Source organism: Nostoc sp., from assembly GCF_036919555.1.
In the GTDB taxonomy this organism is placed as follows: domain Bacteria; phylum Cyanobacteriota; class Cyanobacteriia; order Cyanobacteriales; family Nostocaceae; genus Nostoc.
This window is the reverse complement of sequence record NZ_JBALCS010000036.1, coordinates 1-18,153: the sequence shown is the minus strand read 5'-3', so window position 1 is coordinate 18,153 and position 18,153 is coordinate 1. Positions and strand designations below refer to the sequence as shown.

The window sequence follows — 18,153 nt, the reverse complement described above, 5'->3', positions numbered from 1 at the left end:
TGCATAGGGTGAGGATATAAGGCATTGAGCGACGATTGTATCTATATATCTCCTAGAAAAGAGAACAACTTTAAGATACAGTGTATCGTGGGGCGCATAGGAACGTGGGGAAAAGAAAGCGACAGTTGTCTTCGAGACTCAGGGTAAAGTACCTGAAAGCCTGAATAGAGATGCCTTCTAGGTCTTTTGTGAACTGGCTGCACCTATTTGGCAAAAACTGCTATTGTCTGCATTGGGTTAAATTAATTTGTTCGTCAGAATTTGCTGGTAGGCTTGGATTGTTTGCCTAGCGATCGCATCCCAGCTAAAATTTTCTAAAGCATATTTTTGGGCGTTTAATCCCCGTCGTTGGCGTTCTGCGGGATTTTGCAAAGCTTCTTGCAGTAACTCTACCAGCACTGAGACATCTGTTGCGCCTACCCAACCCGACTCGCTATCACGCACCTGTTGACAAATATGCACTTGGTCAGAAATTACCACCGGTGTTCCTGCTACCATCGCTTCAGCGACAGCAATCCCAAAATTTTCATAGTAGGAAGGTAGGACAAATAAATCAGCAGCTTGTAGTAAACTAACTTTTAATTCACCAGTGACAAAGCCCGTAATTGTAGTGTGCGATCGCAGTGGTGAATTTTGAATTTGGGATATTATCTTTTTTTCGTAATCTGGATCTTGGGGATTTGTTCCAGCTAAGACAAAATGAAACTTATAACCAACCGCTAACAGCTTCTCTAGCGCCGGAATTAACAAATTTAACCCCTTTTTTGGGTCAATTCGTGACATAAACAGCACTAAAGGCAGATCCTTTGGTATTTCCAACTGACTACGTACATTTTTAATCGGGGATTGACGGGGGATTACACCCAAAGGAATTACCAAATCTGGCGTAGATACTCCAAATCGTTCTGATATTTTGGCTTCTTGAACACTGGTAAAATGAATAGCTGCCGCTCCAGCTAAATTTTGACGTTCTATAATTGCGACATAAAGTTGTTTTAATTGCTTTTTCTTCTGTAAATCAGCCGGATCAAGAGTACCCAAAGGACGGAAAATATAAGGTAGCTTTTGCTGACGACACACAATAGCAGCAGCACTAATTATTGGGGAGAAGAGAGCATGAATATGTGCTATGTCAAACTCGTGACCATGACGTTTTAGCCAGTTTAATAAATCTAGGGAAAATTTGTAGCGACGAAACGGAGCGCAACGAAAGTAAATTATTTCATAGCCATCTTGTTTAATTGGTCGATTTAAAGGAACATCCAGAGGTGTTTGACCATTATCGCCATTACTATCAGTTGTGAGAATTGTAACTTCTACTCCCTCTTTTACCAACGCTGGAGCTAATCCTAGTACCATTTGACTTGGACCACCGTATATTAGAGAAATTGAGGGAACAATTTGTAATATTTTCATTTTTTTCTCTTTTGTCCTTTGTGGTTTTTCATTAGTCATTTGTCCTTTGTGAATAACTCATGACCAATGACCAATGACTAATGACTATTAACCAATTCTTGATAAAACTCTAATTGCTGTTTAGCCAAAGCTTTATTTGTATATTTAATTATTGCTTTTTGATAACCCATTTCACCGAGAGTATGAGCAAAAGAGGGTTTATCCATTAATTGAACTAAGCAATTAGCAAGGGCTTGAGCATCACCTTCAGGAAATACTAAACCAGTATCACCAATTACATAGGGAATTTCACCAGAATCAGAACCAATTACAGGTACTTGGCAAGCCATTGCCTCAATTAGCACATGACCAAATTGTTCTTTCCAGCCAACAGCAGTTAAGGTTTTAAACTTGTCAGTTGTTTCTGAAGGCAGTATTAAAGTACTCATTAAATTGATATAGTTTGGAACCTCGTCATGAGGGACACTTTCTATCAAAATTAACCGTTCTTTAATATTGTTTTCTGCCGCTATTTTAATTAATTCACTTTCTAATTCTCCCCGTCCCAGTAGGAGTAATTTCCAAGGTTTATTTTTCAAATTTATTAAGGCTTGTAAAAGTGTTAATAAACCCTTTTCTTGCACAAAACGCCCAACAAAACCTACCACAAAATCTCCTTTTTCAATGCCCAATTTAGCTACTAACTCTGGTTGAGCTTTGGGAGTAAATAGACTTTCATCTACGCCCAGTTGTGGCATAACTTTAATTGACCCTTGATATCCCCGTTGTCGCAAAACTTCTGCTCCATCCTGATTGCCAGAAATAATACCGTGGCTGTGGTTGAGGTTATATTTTTCTAACAAAGAAACTGGTAGCTTCAGGCTGTATGGTAGATTCCACCAAGTAAAAAACACATTTTTGGACTTGAGTCCTAAAAGTTTATTTAAGACAATCATTTGAGTATAAGCCAATGCTCTAGACCCTTGTTCTACCTGAATTATTTGGGGACGAAATTGTTTTAACAAAGATATCAAATCAGCGCCAAATGTCAGAAGTCCCTGATGATTTTGACTAAAATTAGAAATTGGAACTATTCTAAATTTACCTTCATCGCGGTATTCAGTTTCAATAATTCTGTTTTGCACTCCACCTGGTTTCCAGCGCTTTGGCACTACAACTGTCACCTGAATGTCGGGTTCTAGTTGAGATAAAGCGCGTAATTTTTCACAGTTGAGGTCTACGATATAAGTGTGACTAGCAACTAAGATTTTCATTGGTATTTATTAATTGTTATTCACTAATTCCCAATGCCCCATGCCCCATGCCCCATGCCCAATAGCTAAACTTGTTCATCCAATCGACTGTAAATTTGACCATCGTCCCATGTTGATTGAATGAGAGTACCCAAGGCTTTGAAAAAACCCAAAATGTAGAAAATAGCGCGAGTGGCAATTTTGATGGGGGAACCGCTTTTATGGCAAGGTGGGCGTCCCAGTACGTGACAGTCAAATAAACGGGCGTATAGGCGTAAAGCTTGAGTCGGAGTGAGGTTTTTCAGCCCCAGTAAAAAATGGTTGTGGTAGAAGGTGAGTTGATATTTTAGCGATCGCATACTAATATCATGACAACCCCCTGTTTCTTCGCCTAAATGTACCAAATGGGCTTCTGGGTCGTACCAAATCTTATATCCCGTCTGCCGCAGTCGCAAACAAAAGTCTGACTCTTCCCGCACTGCACTACCGCCAAACCTCTCATCAAACCTCAGTCCGTACTTAGTAAAAATTTCGCGGCGAAAAGACATATTACAACCCCTCGCTGTCAGTACTTGCTGGGGTTTAATCGTATGCACTAAATCAATATAATACCAAGCAATTCCTGGGTCCATTGCCTGGGGAGGCAGATATTCAATCTCTAAATCTCCTCCAGAATCACCCAATTTCATTCTGTCAAATACCCGTCCGGCCACAGCCCCCACCTCTGGGTTTTGCAAATAATTTTTCGCATGGGCTGCTAACAATCCTGGGGTTAGCTGAACATCATCATCAATAAATAATATTATTTCACCAGATGACCGCCGGACAGCATAATTCCGCGCCCCTGGCAAACTTGCCCAATCTAAGCGCAACCATTTAATTTTACCTACCTCCGTCATCTCTTCCAGGTAGGCTTTAATTTCTGGTTGGTGTTTTGGGGTTTGGTCTACCACCAAAACTTCAAAATTTGGATAGTCCTGTTTTAGGACATCGACAATGCTATCGCGTAGTGCTTTCTCTCGCCCATAGGTTGGTATAACTACAGAAATTAAAGGGTAATTAGCCATAATTTTTTCTACTACTTTATCTAAAGGTAATTGGAATTTTCGTTAATCATGCAAAACACTAATTTTGCTTATTCATGACTGTTCCAAGCATTTTCATGACGAATCGCTCTATTTTAATAAATGAAAATACATAAATTGCCAGTAAAATAGTCACTATCATTAAAGAAACTCCTATTTTCAAATAGTTATTTATCTGAATCAGATAATTTAAATTAGGTAATAAAACAAAATACAAAGGTTGATGAATTAGATAAATTTGATAAGAATAAATTCCTAATATACTAATAAAGCTTAGTGTCCGTCCAATTTTAGCTATTTTATCGAGACGGGATAATAATGCTTGAATACCCCAAAAAAATAAAGGAGTAAACAGTATGTCTATACCTAACATATATATATATTTGATTTTAAAAATAGTTAAGAAAATAAAAATAATAAATCCCACACTAAAAAGAATATTTGCAACCATAAAATCTATTTTTCTAAAACTTTGATGCTCTGCATAGATAAATCCCCAATAAATTCCCAGGGAAAACTGAAATAAATAACTTCCTATAAAATTATCTTGTAAGAAAAATAAATAATTATTCGGATCATTACCTATTAAAAAGTAAAAAGCTAAAAGCTTCGTTATTATTGCTCCTATAAGTCCTAAAACTAATATTTTTATCGGCTTGTTTTTACAAGATAAAAATATCAATGGTGTAAGTAAATAAGCCTCTAAAATTACTGTAAAAAACCAAAAGCCAGGGTTTATTGATTGGAATCTTATCCCGACTACACCTATAAATGATAAGAGAAAGTGTAGGTTTAAATTAATCTTAATATTAGCAAAAAAGTAAAGCAAGCAACTTAATCCCACGGCTAGTATATAAGCAGGATAAATTCTGTATAAACGTTTTATCAGCCATGATTTCCAGTTAATTTCAACCGGCTCCGTCTGGTTTTTTTGTAACTTATATATGAGAGCATAACTTGTGTTGAAACCAGCCATTAAAAAGAATATATCTACAGCAGCATATCCGAGCTTCGCTCCATTCCTATCTAAAATTGAAATTAGTTGCGAGCGGTCGGGATAATTTTGAAAAAAATGAAATATGACAATTGCTAAAATTGCTAATCCTTTTGTCTGATCAATCCAATTAAATCTAGTTTTGCGTGTTTGACTGTAAGTATTCATATATCTGATATCTCAGAGTTTATATTCAGCTTGATATCCAGTAATTCGACCTTTAGGGGCTGATTATTCGCTAATACCTGCTGATAGCTAGAAAGATACCAGACTTAGCCACTAAGAGAATTTAGCAACCCTTGGTTAAGCTTAATATACAAGTAAGGTTCTGTCCACCGACAGCGTACTGAAGTATTTTCACTATGTCCCGTCAGCTTATTAGAGGTTTTTGTTTTCCTGCTTTCTTAGGATCTGCTTGGTCTTTCTCTTGTTTATCTAATATCGGCAATTTAAAAAGAACTCCCGCAAAAAACCAGTAATAGACAGCAACTGGATCAACATCTAGAGGATAGTAATAGGTGTTGTAGGTAATAAACAATATAAACACCCACAAAGCTGCTCCGTAACTGCGGAAATTACGGTTCTTTATGGAGCGATAGGTTTTAACCCACATCCAGTAGGTAATTTTTAAAATTTTGGAATTTCTACAACCTAATGAGAACAAGGTTTTCAGACAGTGAAACTTAATTCTACATTTTGCGATGGCTCCGCCCGCCGTTCGCGTAGCGTCTCGCAGAGAAGGCATCGCAGCTTTATCTAGTGGTCAAACCTAGCTTATTGATAATAGTGTCAATAAATTTTGTCAGTTTGAGATTAAATGCTTTGATCACACCATAGATGATAAAAAGCGTGAAACGCTTATCATCAGCTAATTTTAGCTGTTTTAGGAAAATTATTTTTTTGACAAAACAACCTGCTGGGGGAAATATTTTGAGTACATTTACTTATGCTGAATGTGGGTTTAAAGCTTATAATTGTTAAACTTGTTACCAATACTCAGATGACCTAACGGTACAGTTTATCTACTAATACGTCTTAACCTTCAGTATAACCTTGCCTCTGCTGCGTAGAGATTATCGAATAACTCATTTTGTTTTTCAGCGTCGTGGGCATTGATCGCTTGTGCTAAAGCTCCAGCACTGAGAGACTCGTAATGTTCCTGTTTATCACTTCTATCTAAAAATTCTTGTACTTGTTGTAATGCCTGCTCTGCTAAATCATCGTAGGTATGATTGACAATTTTCCAATATTTTTCAGTTTTAGTTTGTTCACCATTTAGCCAATTACCCCAATGTCTGAGTTTATCCAGTGGTAATTCTAAAACATATCCATTTTCACCATGACGAACAATTTCTGGCAAAGCACATACATTGGTTGTAATTGCCGGAGTCGCAACAGAAAAACCTTCAATAATGCTATAACCATAGGTATCCATCAATGATGGCATCAGTTGAAAATGACTTTGTGATAGTAACTCAAGAACTTTTGCATTCGGAATTGTGTTATGCCAAACTACATTATCTAAATCGAGTAACTTGAAATCTTCTGCATATCTATTAGGATCAGGAAAATCAGTAGGTACGCCCAAACCACACCATAGTTCAGATACTATATGTATAGTAATCGGCAAACCTAAATTTGCTACTTTCTTGGCTAGTCTTAAAGCCACAACTCCGCCTTTTCTGGCAATGTGGTTGCCGATAAAAATAAGTTGAAGATTTTGCTGACTTCGATAAGACTTATGCTGGTTAACCGTGACAGGAAAATTTGGATGTATAACATCTACTTTATTGATTACTTTTGATGCTCCATCCCATTCTTTTATCCAGTTCATTAATCGGAATCTAGCATAATCAGATATGGCAATAATTTTTTTGCAGTTTTCTAATGCTAAACGATTATTGAGAAATTTATAAGTGAATTCTTCTAGTTTGGTTTGCGGATCTCTATACAAAAATCGATGATCTTCAAAAGTTATAAACCAAGGTTTATTAGTATAGATAATTCTATTAAAAGTATGAATTACCTGGTATCCGCCCCATACAGGTCGCCAAGGCATAAAGCTTCCTAAAGGATACCAAACTTTATCTATAGGATATTTGCCTGCGAGAAAAGTTTTAGAACGAATGAGAGTATGTTCAGAATTACGAGGAAGATTAGGAACGCTGAGATGTTGTTGACCACCTATAATAACTTTCACCATTTTTATCCTAATTAAAATTTTGTTTTGAATCGTTTATTTGGAATTTGTGGTTGAGATTCAGTATCTTTTCTCTCTTGTTTATCTAGTTCTGGCAATTTAAAAAGAACTCCTGCATAAAACCAATAATAGACAGCAACTGGATCAACATCTAGAGGATAGTAGTAAGTGTTGTAGCTAATAAACAATATAAACACCCACAAAGCTGCTCCGTAACTGCGGAAATTACGGTTCTTTATCGAGCGATAGGTTTTAAAGGCAATAATTGTTAAACTTGTTACTAGGCCCAGAAACGCTAGTACTCCAATAATTCCAACTTCATAAAGTACTTTGGGGTAGTAGGTTTCCACAAGCTTAGTTTGACCCATTGCACGGGCAGAGTTGGTTGCTCGACCTAGGCCACTTCCTAATGGCCCGTCTACGTTTTTCCAATTCTCTTCAAATTGCTGGATGATAAAATCTTGAGGTGGTGAAGCGTCCCAGCGACCTGTAAAACTCTCGGTTCTCTCTTGCACCAGAGCTGGGTTAGTCACCATCGCAATTCCCAAAATCAAGGCAAGCCCCACGCCTATGGGGATAAATCGTTTCAGGTTGGCAATTTGTCCAGTGACCAATAGCAAAATCCCGAAGCAGATTGGTACTAAAGCCAAGGCGATTCTCTGTCCAGAGATTACAGCATTAAGAAAGACTGTCACTAAAGAACCTAAACCTACCAGCCGCCATATTGCGGAGGGATCGGTGAAGCCGGTGGCAAAGGTAAAAAAGGTGCTGGCAATTAAGAACCATGCCCACTGCCAAGGAGCTACAAATGTCCCTGGTAGGCGAATAACCCCTTCATCGGGACTATATACTAGCGCTCCACCAATATAACACCTGGCATCGAGTGTTGCTCTAAATAAGGCATCTCCTTCAAGACCTCTAGTGCCTTGACATACACCAGTTAGTAGTAACAGGTATTGAAGAAATCCCAGCACACAGCAAATTAGTATGAGAACAATCTGGAGACGTGATAAAAATAGAAAATCCCGCTTATCCCGAATTAAATAGTAAGCACAACCAATCAGGGGGACATAGCCTAAAAATACTTTGAGTCCCAGAATTCCCATGCCTAATGGTATTTCTTTCTCTGCTTTTTCCAATAGCCCCACACTAGGCGGGTTAAACTGCTGACCACCATTGATAAACAACAGTGTTAGCAGACTGCAACCCAAAACAATATAAAGTGGGATTTTAATGCCTTGGGGAATAATTAGGGGTAGCCCCTGTTTCCGGCAAGTCTGCCAAAGTCCAATTAGGGCTGGGATGTAAAAAGCATCTTTAGCTAATTGGAGTATGGGACTATTGCCCAAGTAGTAGGTGATAGTACCCCCAACAGGTACATAAATGATGAAGGCATATAGCGCTTGGCGTGGGTATTTGTAGGAAAGGGACATGATGATTATCCCCAAGACACCAGGGACTGCTGCTTTAATTCCAGCTACGAAAAAAAGCAGAATGCCAACGAAGACACCGCCAAAGGTCGCGGTGGTGAGTAAGCTAGTGAGTTCTTTACGTGCTTGGGCTGTTTTGCGCTTTTGGGCTAACTGTTCTTTGAGGCTAAGGGTAGAAGTTTCTTTTTTAGCCTGCTTTTTCGAGTTTTTAGATTGCTGAGATTTTGACTTGAATTTTGGCATAGTGGTGCTGTAGCCTATCAGCATCAGAGAATCTATTATAGTTGACAAATTTCTTTGGATTGCTGTAACTCGTACAATCCGAATTCATCTCTAACTGATTGATTAGACCTCTTGCAAAAGTCCCTAACACCCCACCCCCAACCCCTCCCGAAGAGCGGCTATCCATTACCCGGATCTTTCTTAATAAAAATACAAGTTACTTAAAAGAAGCCAAAAGGATTGATGAGTATAGTTTTGGAATGAGAAAGAAATCGGAGGTAGTGGATTATGTTCAAGTGGGCAGAAGAAGAATTGAAACAAGCAGATTTAGGAGACACAAGGCGGAGCAAACGTCTAGTACGCATAGTAGAAGATTTGGCAACACAGCCAGCAAGTAGTGTACCTCAAGCCTGTGGAAATATCGCAGCAACAAAAGCAGCATACAATTTTTGGAATTCACCTTACTTTGAAGCAGACGATATACGCAACGCCCAGAGCAAAAGTACAATCTCAAGAATAAAAGAACATAATGTTGTACTGATAATTCAGGACACTACAAATATAGATTTAACTAGCCATCCATCTACAAGTGGAATTGGTTATCTAGATCACAGAAAAAGTCTCGGATTAAAAGTACATTGCACATTTGCAGCAAGTAGTAGTGGAGTGCCATTAGGAATTATGAATCAGCAAGTTTTGGCACGAGATATAGAAGATTTAGGGATTGCCAAAAAACGCCGTCAACGTGAAACACAAGATAAAGAAAGTCACCGTTGGTTAGATGCATTAAATTGAAATGGTACATTTACCGTTGGTTGATAGAACGCTATCACTATGTATTAAAAAGCGGTTGCAAAATCGAAGAATTACAACTCGAAACTGCAAAGCGAATCAATATGGCATTAGCAACATATTCAATTATGGCATGGCGTTTATTGTGGTTAACTTACGAAGCAAGACATAATCCTGATATCAGTTGCAATACTGTTTTAGAAACAGTTGAATGGCAGTCTCTATGTGCCACTATTAACAAAAAACCCAATTCCACCTTCAAAGCCACCTTCAAAGCGGGAAGCCGTACGAATGATTGCAACTCTGGGTGGTTTTTTAGGACGAAAGCGTGATGGTGAACCTGGTGTTAAAACGATTTGGCGTGGGTTGAGACGATTACATGATATTGCTGCAACCTGGGAACTGAGAACTAATTACAGCTAATCTTCAAGCTTCTCCAAAAGCGATCGCTTCTCGTTTTCGATGCACATTTCCATTTTTTTGTCAATACTGTAGATGTTTTTTCTACCTATAACCTTCTCTATGACTTGCTTTGAACTATGTTAAGAAAGATCCGGGTAATGGATAGCCGCTCTTCGGGAGGGGTTGGGGGTGGGGTGTTAGAGACTTTTGCAAGAGGTCTAATGAATTATTTGAAGAAGGATGCAGAATACAGAATCTGCAAAAAAGGGCTAAATATTGCAAAGTTCACGGATGAAGGCACTGATTAGTTGCTCTCAGACCCAATATTCGGGCAGGTTTTTCTTGCTGTTCCCAGTTAAGAGTTCCCTGTTCCCTGCCCGAAGGGCTTGGTGATAAATCTCTGGCTTAAATGTTCCGTGCATTGTGAGAACGATCGCATGAATTAAGGCTTCCGCTTTCAGCAGCGTTTCTTGAAACTCTATCTCAGGATCGGAAAGCGCCACAATCCCGCCACCGATACCAATAGAAGTTTGATTAGGAGTCAGAACAGCAGTGCGAATCACAATATTCAAATCGGCTGAACCATTCAATCCCAAAAAGCCGATCGCTCCTGAATACACTCCCCGCGCTTCTTGTTCCAGGCGATCGATAATTTGCATAGTTCTGAGTTTGGGCGCACCTGTCATCGAGCCTCCGGGAAATGAAGCCCGCACGCAATCTATTGCTGTTAAATCTGGTCGCAAATGCCCACGTACTGTTGTTACCAGTTGATGCATCGTTGCATAGGTTTCTACATCCATTAACTTCGGTACGTGAATGCTACCGACTTCACAAACTCGTCCCAAATCATTGCGTAACAGATCGACAATCATCAGATTCTCAGATCTGTCTTTTTCGCTGTTGCGTAGTTGTTCTTTGAGGATAAAATCTTCTTCAGGGAATTTTCCGCGTCTCTGGGTTCCCTTAATCGGCTTAGTTTCTACCCAACCGTCCTGATCAATCCGCAAAAATCGCTCTGGAGATGAGCAGGCGATCGCAATCTCACCAAAGCGTAAAAATGCCGCATAGGGGGCAGGATTGAGCCTACGTAATCTGCGGTAGAACGTCAATGGATCGGGGGTTATATCAGTATAAAGCTGATTTGTCAGGCAAACTTGATAGGTTTCCCCTTCATAAATTTCGTCTAAGCAATGGTGAATATCATTAATATAAGTCTGGTAATTACGACTTAACCGAAATTTGACTGGCTGACTATTTCCCTGAGCTACAAGGGGAGGAAGAGGAGTCAGGGTTTCGAGTTGTTGTTGGATAGTATCAAACCAAGTTTCTAACTGTTGTGTTTGTCCTTTTTTGATTAATTGCAGCAAATAGATACACTGTTCTTGGTGATCGATGGCAATCATGCGATCGGCAAATAAGAAAATTGCATCAGGTAATGGTGAAGAATGCACCAATGACGATCCAGACTCTGCCTTGAGTTCATAGCCAAAATAGCCAACAAATCCACAGTTAAAATCAAACGGTAAATCATCAGCTTGGCAACTTCGGAGGTCAATTTCTCGTTTGAGATACTCAAAAATACTTTCGCTGCGATGGGTAACACGATCTGACTGTGCGATCGTCAGTTCTTGCCTTTGGGTATGGTAGCGCACCAAAAGGCTGTTTTCCCCGCTCCCATCGCCCATAAACGAGAAGCGAGATAGACCGGGTTCCACACGGCTACTGTCTAACCAAAAGGCATTTGCTGCTTGCCGAAACAAATCAACAAATATTTCTTCTGTGTTCGGGTAAATATCCAGTTTGCGCCGATGAAGTTCAAACTTCACTTCCTGTTCTTGGCAGGGTTCATCGATAGGAGGAGCAATAAATCCATATCCAGTCCAATACCGCTTTTCTGGACTTCTTAATGATTTATCTGTAAATTGCAGTGTGATATCTCTAAAGTTTTCTAGCAATGTTTGTCCATATTCTGTACAGATAGACTCTGGGTGAAACTGCACACCCCAAAAAGGTAGATGCCGATGACGCAATCCCATCACCAGTCCTTCCTCAGTCCAAGCAATTTTTTCTAAACACTCAGGTAATTCATCAGCAACTATCAAGGAATGATAGCGCACCACAGAAAACTGACTGGGAATGCCTTGGAATAATTTGGAATCATTGTGATAAATCTTACTGAGTCTACCGTGTCGAACTTCCGGTGCATGAATCACTTTTCCACCATGTAGGTAACCAAGTCCTTGATGCCCCAGACAAACTCCCAGCAAAGGCACATCCACGTTTTCAATTATCTGTCGGGAGACTCCAAAATCTTCTGACCTTTCTGGACGACCGGGGCCAGGTGAAATCACAATGTTGTCAAATGCAATTTTTTTCAATTCATCCCAGTTAAGCTGATCATTAGGAATTACCAGAGGCAGTTCCTCATTTACCTCGGCAATCATCTGGTAAAGATTAAAGGTATAAGAGTCATAATTATCAATAATTAATGTGTGCATACATACTAAATTAACTCCCATATATAGGACTAGTATTTGATTTTTGAAAAGATACGTAGGGGAGCCAGTGCGTTGCGGAGGTTCCCTCCGTTGTAGCAACTGGCGTTGTGTTAGCGACAGCGTAACGCACCATCATCAAGGGTTTTGTGCGTTACGAACTGCGTTCTAACACACCCTACAATACCTAATTTTGTTCAAAAATCAAATATGATTCCTATAGAACGTTTTTGCACTTAGAATAGCATCTAGATAAGTTATCTGCTACTTGAAATTTTTTGATTCTATCTTTGTTAATAAATGATGCTACCATGCACTTTGCAGTTCTTGATTCTGGTTTTGCAGGTACTTCTCAATGACTATAGCAGTTCTCAATTGCAGGGAATACAGACCTAACAAGAACAGCTCCAACCCTTGTAGCGTTGGGGAGTAAAATTCAAAGCCTCTCTTTTAAAAGGCTACCGTGTACACACAAGTTATCCAATTACCCAAAACAAAAACCTCACCCTGTCTTGACTTTAATCCCTCTCCTTACTAAGGAAAGGGACAGATTTTGCATAGCAAAACCAGGGTGAGGTTTTCTTAATGCGATTCAATAAAGCGTAAATTGCGTCCAGAGAGACTTGTTTACCAAAGTTCGCGTTTATACCACAATTTCGCTAGATTTTGTGCCATTTCTGGACTTGATCTTCTTATTCTTAACCCTGATTTGCGGTAAATCTTTTTTATCTTTGTAAAAGTAACAAATTTCCACTAGAGTTGGCCATATTTCTAGAGAACCGTGAAATTGGCTAATGACATCATCAATAATTCTGGAAACGTTTTGCTGAAAAAAGTCGGGTTCAAACCCATAAAATACTCTCGATAAGTTCTCAGCAAATAATTGCAGGGACTGCTTACGTTCTTCATTCTGGGTAGACATTGAGGCTTTGACTACCTGGCTGTGGATAGCAGAGATTTTTTCCAGGATTTCCTCAGAGTCTAGCAACGTTACCTCGCCAGAGTAATCAAACTTGATTCCCAGATCATCAAGATGATAAACACTGCTTTTAATCTTCTTTTTCAGCAGGCTACATATTTCCTCATTAAAGAGTTCACTAGCCAGAGGATTACGCATATAATTATTTCTTATGTGGTTTTGGACAGCATCAACGTGTGCAGCCACAATCCCCTCTTGCTGTATCCAAATCCTGTAGATATAATCTTCAAATCTCAGCCGAGTTGGAAAAAATGGTGGTAAACCTAGCTGATTATCATATCCAGCGACTCCACAATCCATTCTCCAATTTTTGTTGGTAATGACAGGTCGAAAATTAGTAAGAATATAAAAATCATTCAGGTCATTTGGACTGATTTGATTTTCATCATTGAGATACATATGAATAAAATCAAGTGTATCGATATCATTAGTTCCTGTGCGAAAAGTTTGGGCAATCTTGACGATCGCATTATTCAAGACTCTTCCCTGTTGTAATACGAGGCTGTTTTCTCGAAAGTATCCCTTAGTCGTATTAGTTTCTAAATCCATTGCTGTATCAACAACCAATTCTCCAGCCTCGAAATTTTTCGGTACATGACTGGCTTTTTGACCTAGAACATCAGCAAAAGCTGTGAGTAAGTCAAAAGATTTATGGACGTAGCCGCCTTGTTGGCTAGACTTGATTAATTTACCTCGACATATTTCATCGCCTGTTAAAGATTCTGAGCTAGTTTCAATTAATGCATCTGGTCGCATATCATCATCTGCACTAACCATTAAATGACCAAGAGTATACATCAGCGTGAAGTTGCGATTTCCGCCATAACTAGGTCGGAATAAGTTTTTGACTAATGATTCAAGCTTGCGATCGCGCAGTCTTTCATTTAAAAATGTAATAAATTCCTCTTTCTGTTGCGGATCGACATAAAACACGTCATTGACAGTCTTAGTCTGCTCTAAAAGTGGGTAATATTTCTCGTGGTTGGCAATGCTGGAATCATCAAAGACGATAATTTTTAAAGCATGACCATTTGCCCAGAAGTTCTCATCATATTTTTCGATTGTCTCTGCTACATCTCTCAGTCGATGAGTCGGAATAACAAATATTGTCTCTTTTTGTTTCATAAAATGTGTTTAGGTTTATCAAATGAAGTATCAACACTTCAAACTCTGTTTAAATGTTCTCAGCCTACCAATCAAGGCATCGCTTTTGTTGCACTTTCATCAGGATTATTCAACGAAATTAAACTGATAGATCGCTACCAATTCCTAGCTTATTTTTACTACGCTCCAACTGTTTCCATAATGCCTCCATTTGATTAAAAGCTTCTTCAGGAGATAGTTTTCCACCAGTTTCTAAACTAGTAATGTAGCTAATCCTTTGAGCAAATTCTTGGAGGTTGGCGTTAAATATTAGGTTCTTTGGCTTCACTTGACCGTAGTAGCGATCGCGAGGGTAGAGAAAGCTATTTTTCTCTTCATAATTGGGCTGTAACATTAATTTACTCCTGATGAAAAACCTGATTTTTTAGCTATTGGGTGGCTGATTGCAGCGACCTGAGATAATTCCATTTGGCAATACTGTTTCGCAGAGAGTGACAGAATTGTGACCCTGAATGTCGTTGTTTTTTGAAGCCTCATAAATATAAACTCCAGTCTAGAAGTCAGGATTAGAGATTATCTTCCTATGGCAATTTGGAAAGCTTCGGCAACAGGACCCAGAACCAAAACAGGAAAAAATGTCAATGCTCCCAGAATCAAAATGGTGGCGGCAGTCACGCTGGTAAATAATGGAGTATCTGTATTTAGGGTTGCGATTGAGCGAGGTACGAGTTGCTTACACGACAGGCTATCTGCTAGCAGCAATAAAGCAATGATCGGAATAAACCGTCCCATCCAGAGGGTAAATGCTGTTGTCAGGTTCCACCACAAAGCAGTCGGGGCGGGTTGGGTATCTGCCAAGCCTTCAAACCCGGAACCGTTACCCGCCGCCGCCGATGCATACTCATAAATCACCTGCGTAAAACCATGAAAGCCAGGATTACTCATCCCTGCAAGTTGGTCAGGAAAAGCAAGGGTAATAGCACTAGGCAGCAAAATTAATAGCGGGTGAATCAGAATAATTACGCTTGCCAGCATAATTTCCCGTTTCTCGATTTTTCGTCCCAAAAACTCTGGCGTTCGTCCCACAATTAAGCCAGTTAGGAACACTGCCAAAAACATATATACCAGCAAAGAAGCGGCCCCAGTACCCATCGCTCCCCAAATCACTTGCAAAAACAGGTTGAGCAAAGCACAAAATCCACCGGATGGCATCAGCGAGTCGAACATCCCGTTAGCAGAACCAGTCATGGTTGCTGTTGTGGTGATGGCGAATAAGGCAGTTTCCGCCCAGCCTAACCGGACTTCTTTACCCTCCAAATTGGGCTGCTGACTACCCAACAGGGCATTCACGGCGGGATTGCCCTGATACTCCCCGATCGCAGTTACGCTAATTAAGACTACAAAAATGGCGAATACCATCCAGAACAGTAGGCGAGTCTGTTTTAAGTTACCGATGAAGATACCGTAGGTGTGGAGTAATGCCGTGGGAATCAGCAACATTGTTACCACTTGCAGCAAATTCGTACCGCCATTGGGATTTTCAAAAGGATGAGCAGAGTTGGCAGCAAAGAAGGCTCCACCGTTCTCACCCAGCATTTTGATGCTTTCAAAATGGGCAATGGGGCCACGAGCGATCGCCTGAGTTGCTCCCTCTAAGGTGGTAACATTTACAGGTTCGCCCAGGGTTTGAGGCACACCACCCAAGATCAACAACACCGTATTGACAATCGCCAAGGGTAGTAGTACTCGCGTCATCGAGCGAGTCAAATCTACATAAAAGTTGCCCAAAGGTCTACCTGTTAAGCCGCGAATGAAGGCAATTCCCACCGCTAATCCGGTAGCAGGCGCAACAAACATCAAGAAGCCCAATGCTGTTATCTGGCTCAGGTAGGACATTGTGCTTTCTGGTACATAGTGTTGCAAATCGGCAGCTACTAAGAAAGAAATCGTGGTGTGTAATGCTGTGTCCCAAGTGGGCATCCCTAAATCGGTGGGGTTCAACGGTAGTAAACTCTGAAAAAGCAGCAGTAGTAGTGCTAAAACTGCCATTGCTGTATTGCTGAGTAAGACTGCGATCGCATATTCTCTTCCAGTCATGCTCTTTTGTGATTCAATACCTATGAGGAGATAAATTAAGCGCTCCAATGGGTTCATCACTGGATCGAGCCAGGTTTTGTGCATGAAAAAGACTTCAGCTAAGTAGTGTCCGACGATTGGCACTAACATTACAACTAGGAACAGGGTGAGGAAGATTTGCACAAATCCTTGGAGCATAATTGGGAAGCTGGGGATAAAGCGATCGCCATACGCGTACTCACCTATTTAATCCTATAGTCAGAGCAATTGAGCGCCTGTTGAGTTAGAACAGTGGCAGGGTTTACTGCACACTTTAGATAATGGTTGTTGTTAAAAAATTGGCAGTTTTTACAGGGATGTTGCTGAAAATGTTTGATGCTTACTATTTCGTCTTTATCTTGTGCCGCAGTTTCTGGGGGATCTTCTACTGCTTTGCAGGCATATGAAACAAGAAAAACGACAATTGTCCAAACAATCATGAAGGAAATGTGAGCTAAAAATACTGCTACAAAGGGAATATCTCCTTCATGTGGTTTTGGAGAATCATGTGTTGCCTTAGTTAGGTTAGCTTCAATCAGGGTGGATTGATGAACACTGTTTTGGGCGGATACATCAAGTCGGAAAAGCTCCGAAATATGCATATTAAAAACCTTTAGTTAGTCGAACTCAGATTCAGTAAAGTTTATCTACAATTAAACATCTTCAGAAGATAGCTTAAGTAAATATTCATCTGTCTAATAATATGTAGAATTGAAACTAGTTATTACCTCTGAATCATCTGAATCAACAGATTGGCTAGCTGTTGGTCGAGCTTCCAGTAAGCAATAGTTGAGGGCGTAGTAAACAGAGTGAATTTTCTTGAGAGTGACTTTGAGAGCCGGAACCATCATGGGATGGGTTGCGATCGCTAAGATGTAGTCTCCAGCAAAAATTGTGGGATTTTCTGTTGCTGAAATGACTTGACTTTCTCGTAAAATTCCTAGAAAAATGCATTGAGCGGGTAACTGAATTTCAGTTAAATGAATGCCGCAGTAAACGCTATTCGCTTGGATTAAAACCCCAAATAGGCTTGGTTCTAAAGCTTTTTTATTTTTCAGCACAAAAGATTTTTTAACTCTAATAGTATTGTGCAATATTTTACAGACAAAATATTTTTTATTAGATATATTTTCAGGGTATATAAAATGTATTAAACAAATAAAATATATGTTTATTGATTAGCTAAATAAGCATATATTTAGAGATATAGCTTTGATATAGCTTTAGTTATAGCGTTTCCTAAGCAACTGAAGCTACGGTGTATACATCAGTCTTTCTGAACGCAATTTACGGTTAAGTCTCATAGCCCCTAAGATACCTCACCCTGGTTTTACGTAGTAAAACCTGTCCCTCTCCTTATTAAGAAGAGGGATTAAAGATAGGACAGGGTGAGGTTTTGGGTAATCGGATAACTTGTGTGTACACCGTAGGCTCTTCGAGAGGGGCTATGATGTATTTCATGTGATTAGGAAACGCTATAAGTAAGTGGGTCAAATTAAATATAAAACCTCACCCTGCCTCCGGCTTCCCTCTCCTTAGTAAGGAGAGCGATTGAGGGTGAGGTTTGATCTTATATTTAATTACGCCTACCTACTTACAGCAGTTTGCGATCAAATTCACCACAAAAAAAGCTATCTAATAGGCTCAAAAAACAGACCACAATGATTAAACCAATTTAGAGCATTTT

The 18,153-nt window shown here is 39.7% G+C and carries 12 protein-coding genes and 2 pseudogenes; 1 reads left to right on the top strand and 13 read right to left on the bottom strand.

The window, feature by feature from the left end; all coding sequences use genetic code 11:
• Positions 1–237: 237 nt before the first annotated feature.
• From hpsP to hpsL, 7 genes and pseudogenes are all read right to left on the bottom strand, one after another.
• Complete coding sequence (gene hpsP, locus V7K36_RS10215) at positions 238–1,416, bottom strand: hormogonium polysaccharide biosynthesis glycosyltransferase HpsP (protein ID WP_335115479.1); 1,179 nt, start codon at positions 1,414–1,416, stop codon at positions 238–240.
• Positions 1,417–1,493: 77 nt separating this feature from the next.
• A complete protein-coding gene (hpsO, locus tag V7K36_RS10210; protein WP_335115395.1) occupies positions 1,494–2,669 on the bottom strand; it encodes a hormogonium polysaccharide biosynthesis glycosyltransferase HpsO in 1,176 nt (391 codons plus the stop codon).
• Between the two features lie 65 nt (positions 2,670–2,734).
• The gene (gene hpsN, locus V7K36_RS10205; protein WP_335115393.1) at positions 2,735–3,715 is read right to left on the bottom strand and encodes a hormogonium polysaccharide biosynthesis glycosyltransferase HpsN; all 981 of its coding nucleotides are present in this window, start codon (positions 3,713–3,715) and stop codon (positions 2,735–2,737) included.
• A 58-nt stretch (positions 3,716–3,773) separates the two neighbouring features.
• Positions 3,774–4,895: an acyltransferase family protein gene (locus V7K36_RS10200; protein WP_335115391.1), complete on the bottom strand. Its 1,122-nt coding sequence runs from the start codon at positions 4,893–4,895 to the stop codon at positions 3,774–3,776.
• 202 nt (positions 4,896–5,097) lie between these two features.
• A pseudogene (locus V7K36_RS10195) lies at positions 5,098–5,331 on the bottom strand (hypothetical protein); the annotation flags it as partial.
• 438 nt (positions 5,332–5,769) lie between these two features.
• Positions 5,770–6,930: a glycosyltransferase family 4 protein gene (locus V7K36_RS10190; protein WP_335115389.1), complete on the bottom strand. Its 1,161-nt coding sequence runs from the start codon at positions 6,928–6,930 to the stop codon at positions 5,770–5,772.
• A gap of 11 nt (positions 6,931–6,941) precedes the next feature.
• A complete protein-coding gene (gene hpsL, locus V7K36_RS10185; RefSeq protein ID WP_335115477.1) occupies positions 6,942–8,600 on the bottom strand; it encodes a hormogonium polysaccharide biosynthesis protein HpsL in 1,659 nt (552 codons plus the stop codon).
• 267 nt (positions 8,601–8,867) lie between these two features.
• Here hpsL and V7K36_RS10180 point away from each other — a divergent pair.
• Positions 8,868–9,794 (top strand): annotated as a pseudogene (locus V7K36_RS10180) (IS4 family transposase).
• A 293-nt stretch (positions 9,795–10,087) separates the two neighbouring features.
• Here V7K36_RS10180 and pabB read toward each other — a convergent pair.
• The 6 genes from pabB to V7K36_RS10150 all read right to left on the bottom strand — a co-directional run bounded on the left by pabB (position 10,088) and on the right by V7K36_RS10150 (position 17,527).
• Positions 10,088–12,271, bottom strand: coding sequence for an aminodeoxychorismate synthase component I (pabB, locus tag V7K36_RS10175; protein ID WP_335115387.1), 2,184 nt, complete (start codon positions 12,269–12,271; stop codon positions 10,088–10,090).
• A gap of 640 nt (positions 12,272–12,911) precedes the next feature.
• Complete coding sequence (locus V7K36_RS10170; protein WP_335115385.1) at positions 12,912–14,372, bottom strand: hypothetical protein; 1,461 nt, start codon at positions 14,370–14,372, stop codon at positions 12,912–12,914.
• Between the two features lie 118 nt (positions 14,373–14,490).
• Positions 14,491–14,745: a DUF7219 family protein gene (locus tag V7K36_RS10165; RefSeq protein WP_335115383.1), complete on the bottom strand. Its 255-nt coding sequence runs from the start codon at positions 14,743–14,745 to the stop codon at positions 14,491–14,493.
• A gap of 179 nt (positions 14,746–14,924) precedes the next feature.
• Positions 14,925–16,625 (bottom strand): potassium-transporting ATPase subunit KdpA, encoded by a 1,701-nt coding sequence (kdpA, locus tag V7K36_RS10160; RefSeq protein WP_335115381.1) that lies wholly within the window; start codon positions 16,623–16,625, stop codon positions 14,925–14,927.
• Positions 16,626–16,669: 44 nt separating this feature from the next.
• Positions 16,670–17,068: a hypothetical protein gene (locus V7K36_RS10155; RefSeq protein ID WP_335115379.1), complete on the bottom strand. Its 399-nt coding sequence runs from the start codon at positions 17,066–17,068 to the stop codon at positions 16,670–16,672.
• A 93-nt stretch (positions 17,069–17,161) separates the two neighbouring features.
• Positions 17,162–17,527 carry a TrkA C-terminal domain-containing protein gene (locus V7K36_RS10150; protein ID WP_335115377.1) on the bottom strand — a complete coding sequence of 122 codons (366 nt, stop codon included), beginning with the start codon at positions 17,525–17,527 and terminating at the stop codon, positions 17,162–17,164.
• Between the last annotated feature and the right edge of the window lie 626 nt (positions 17,528–18,153).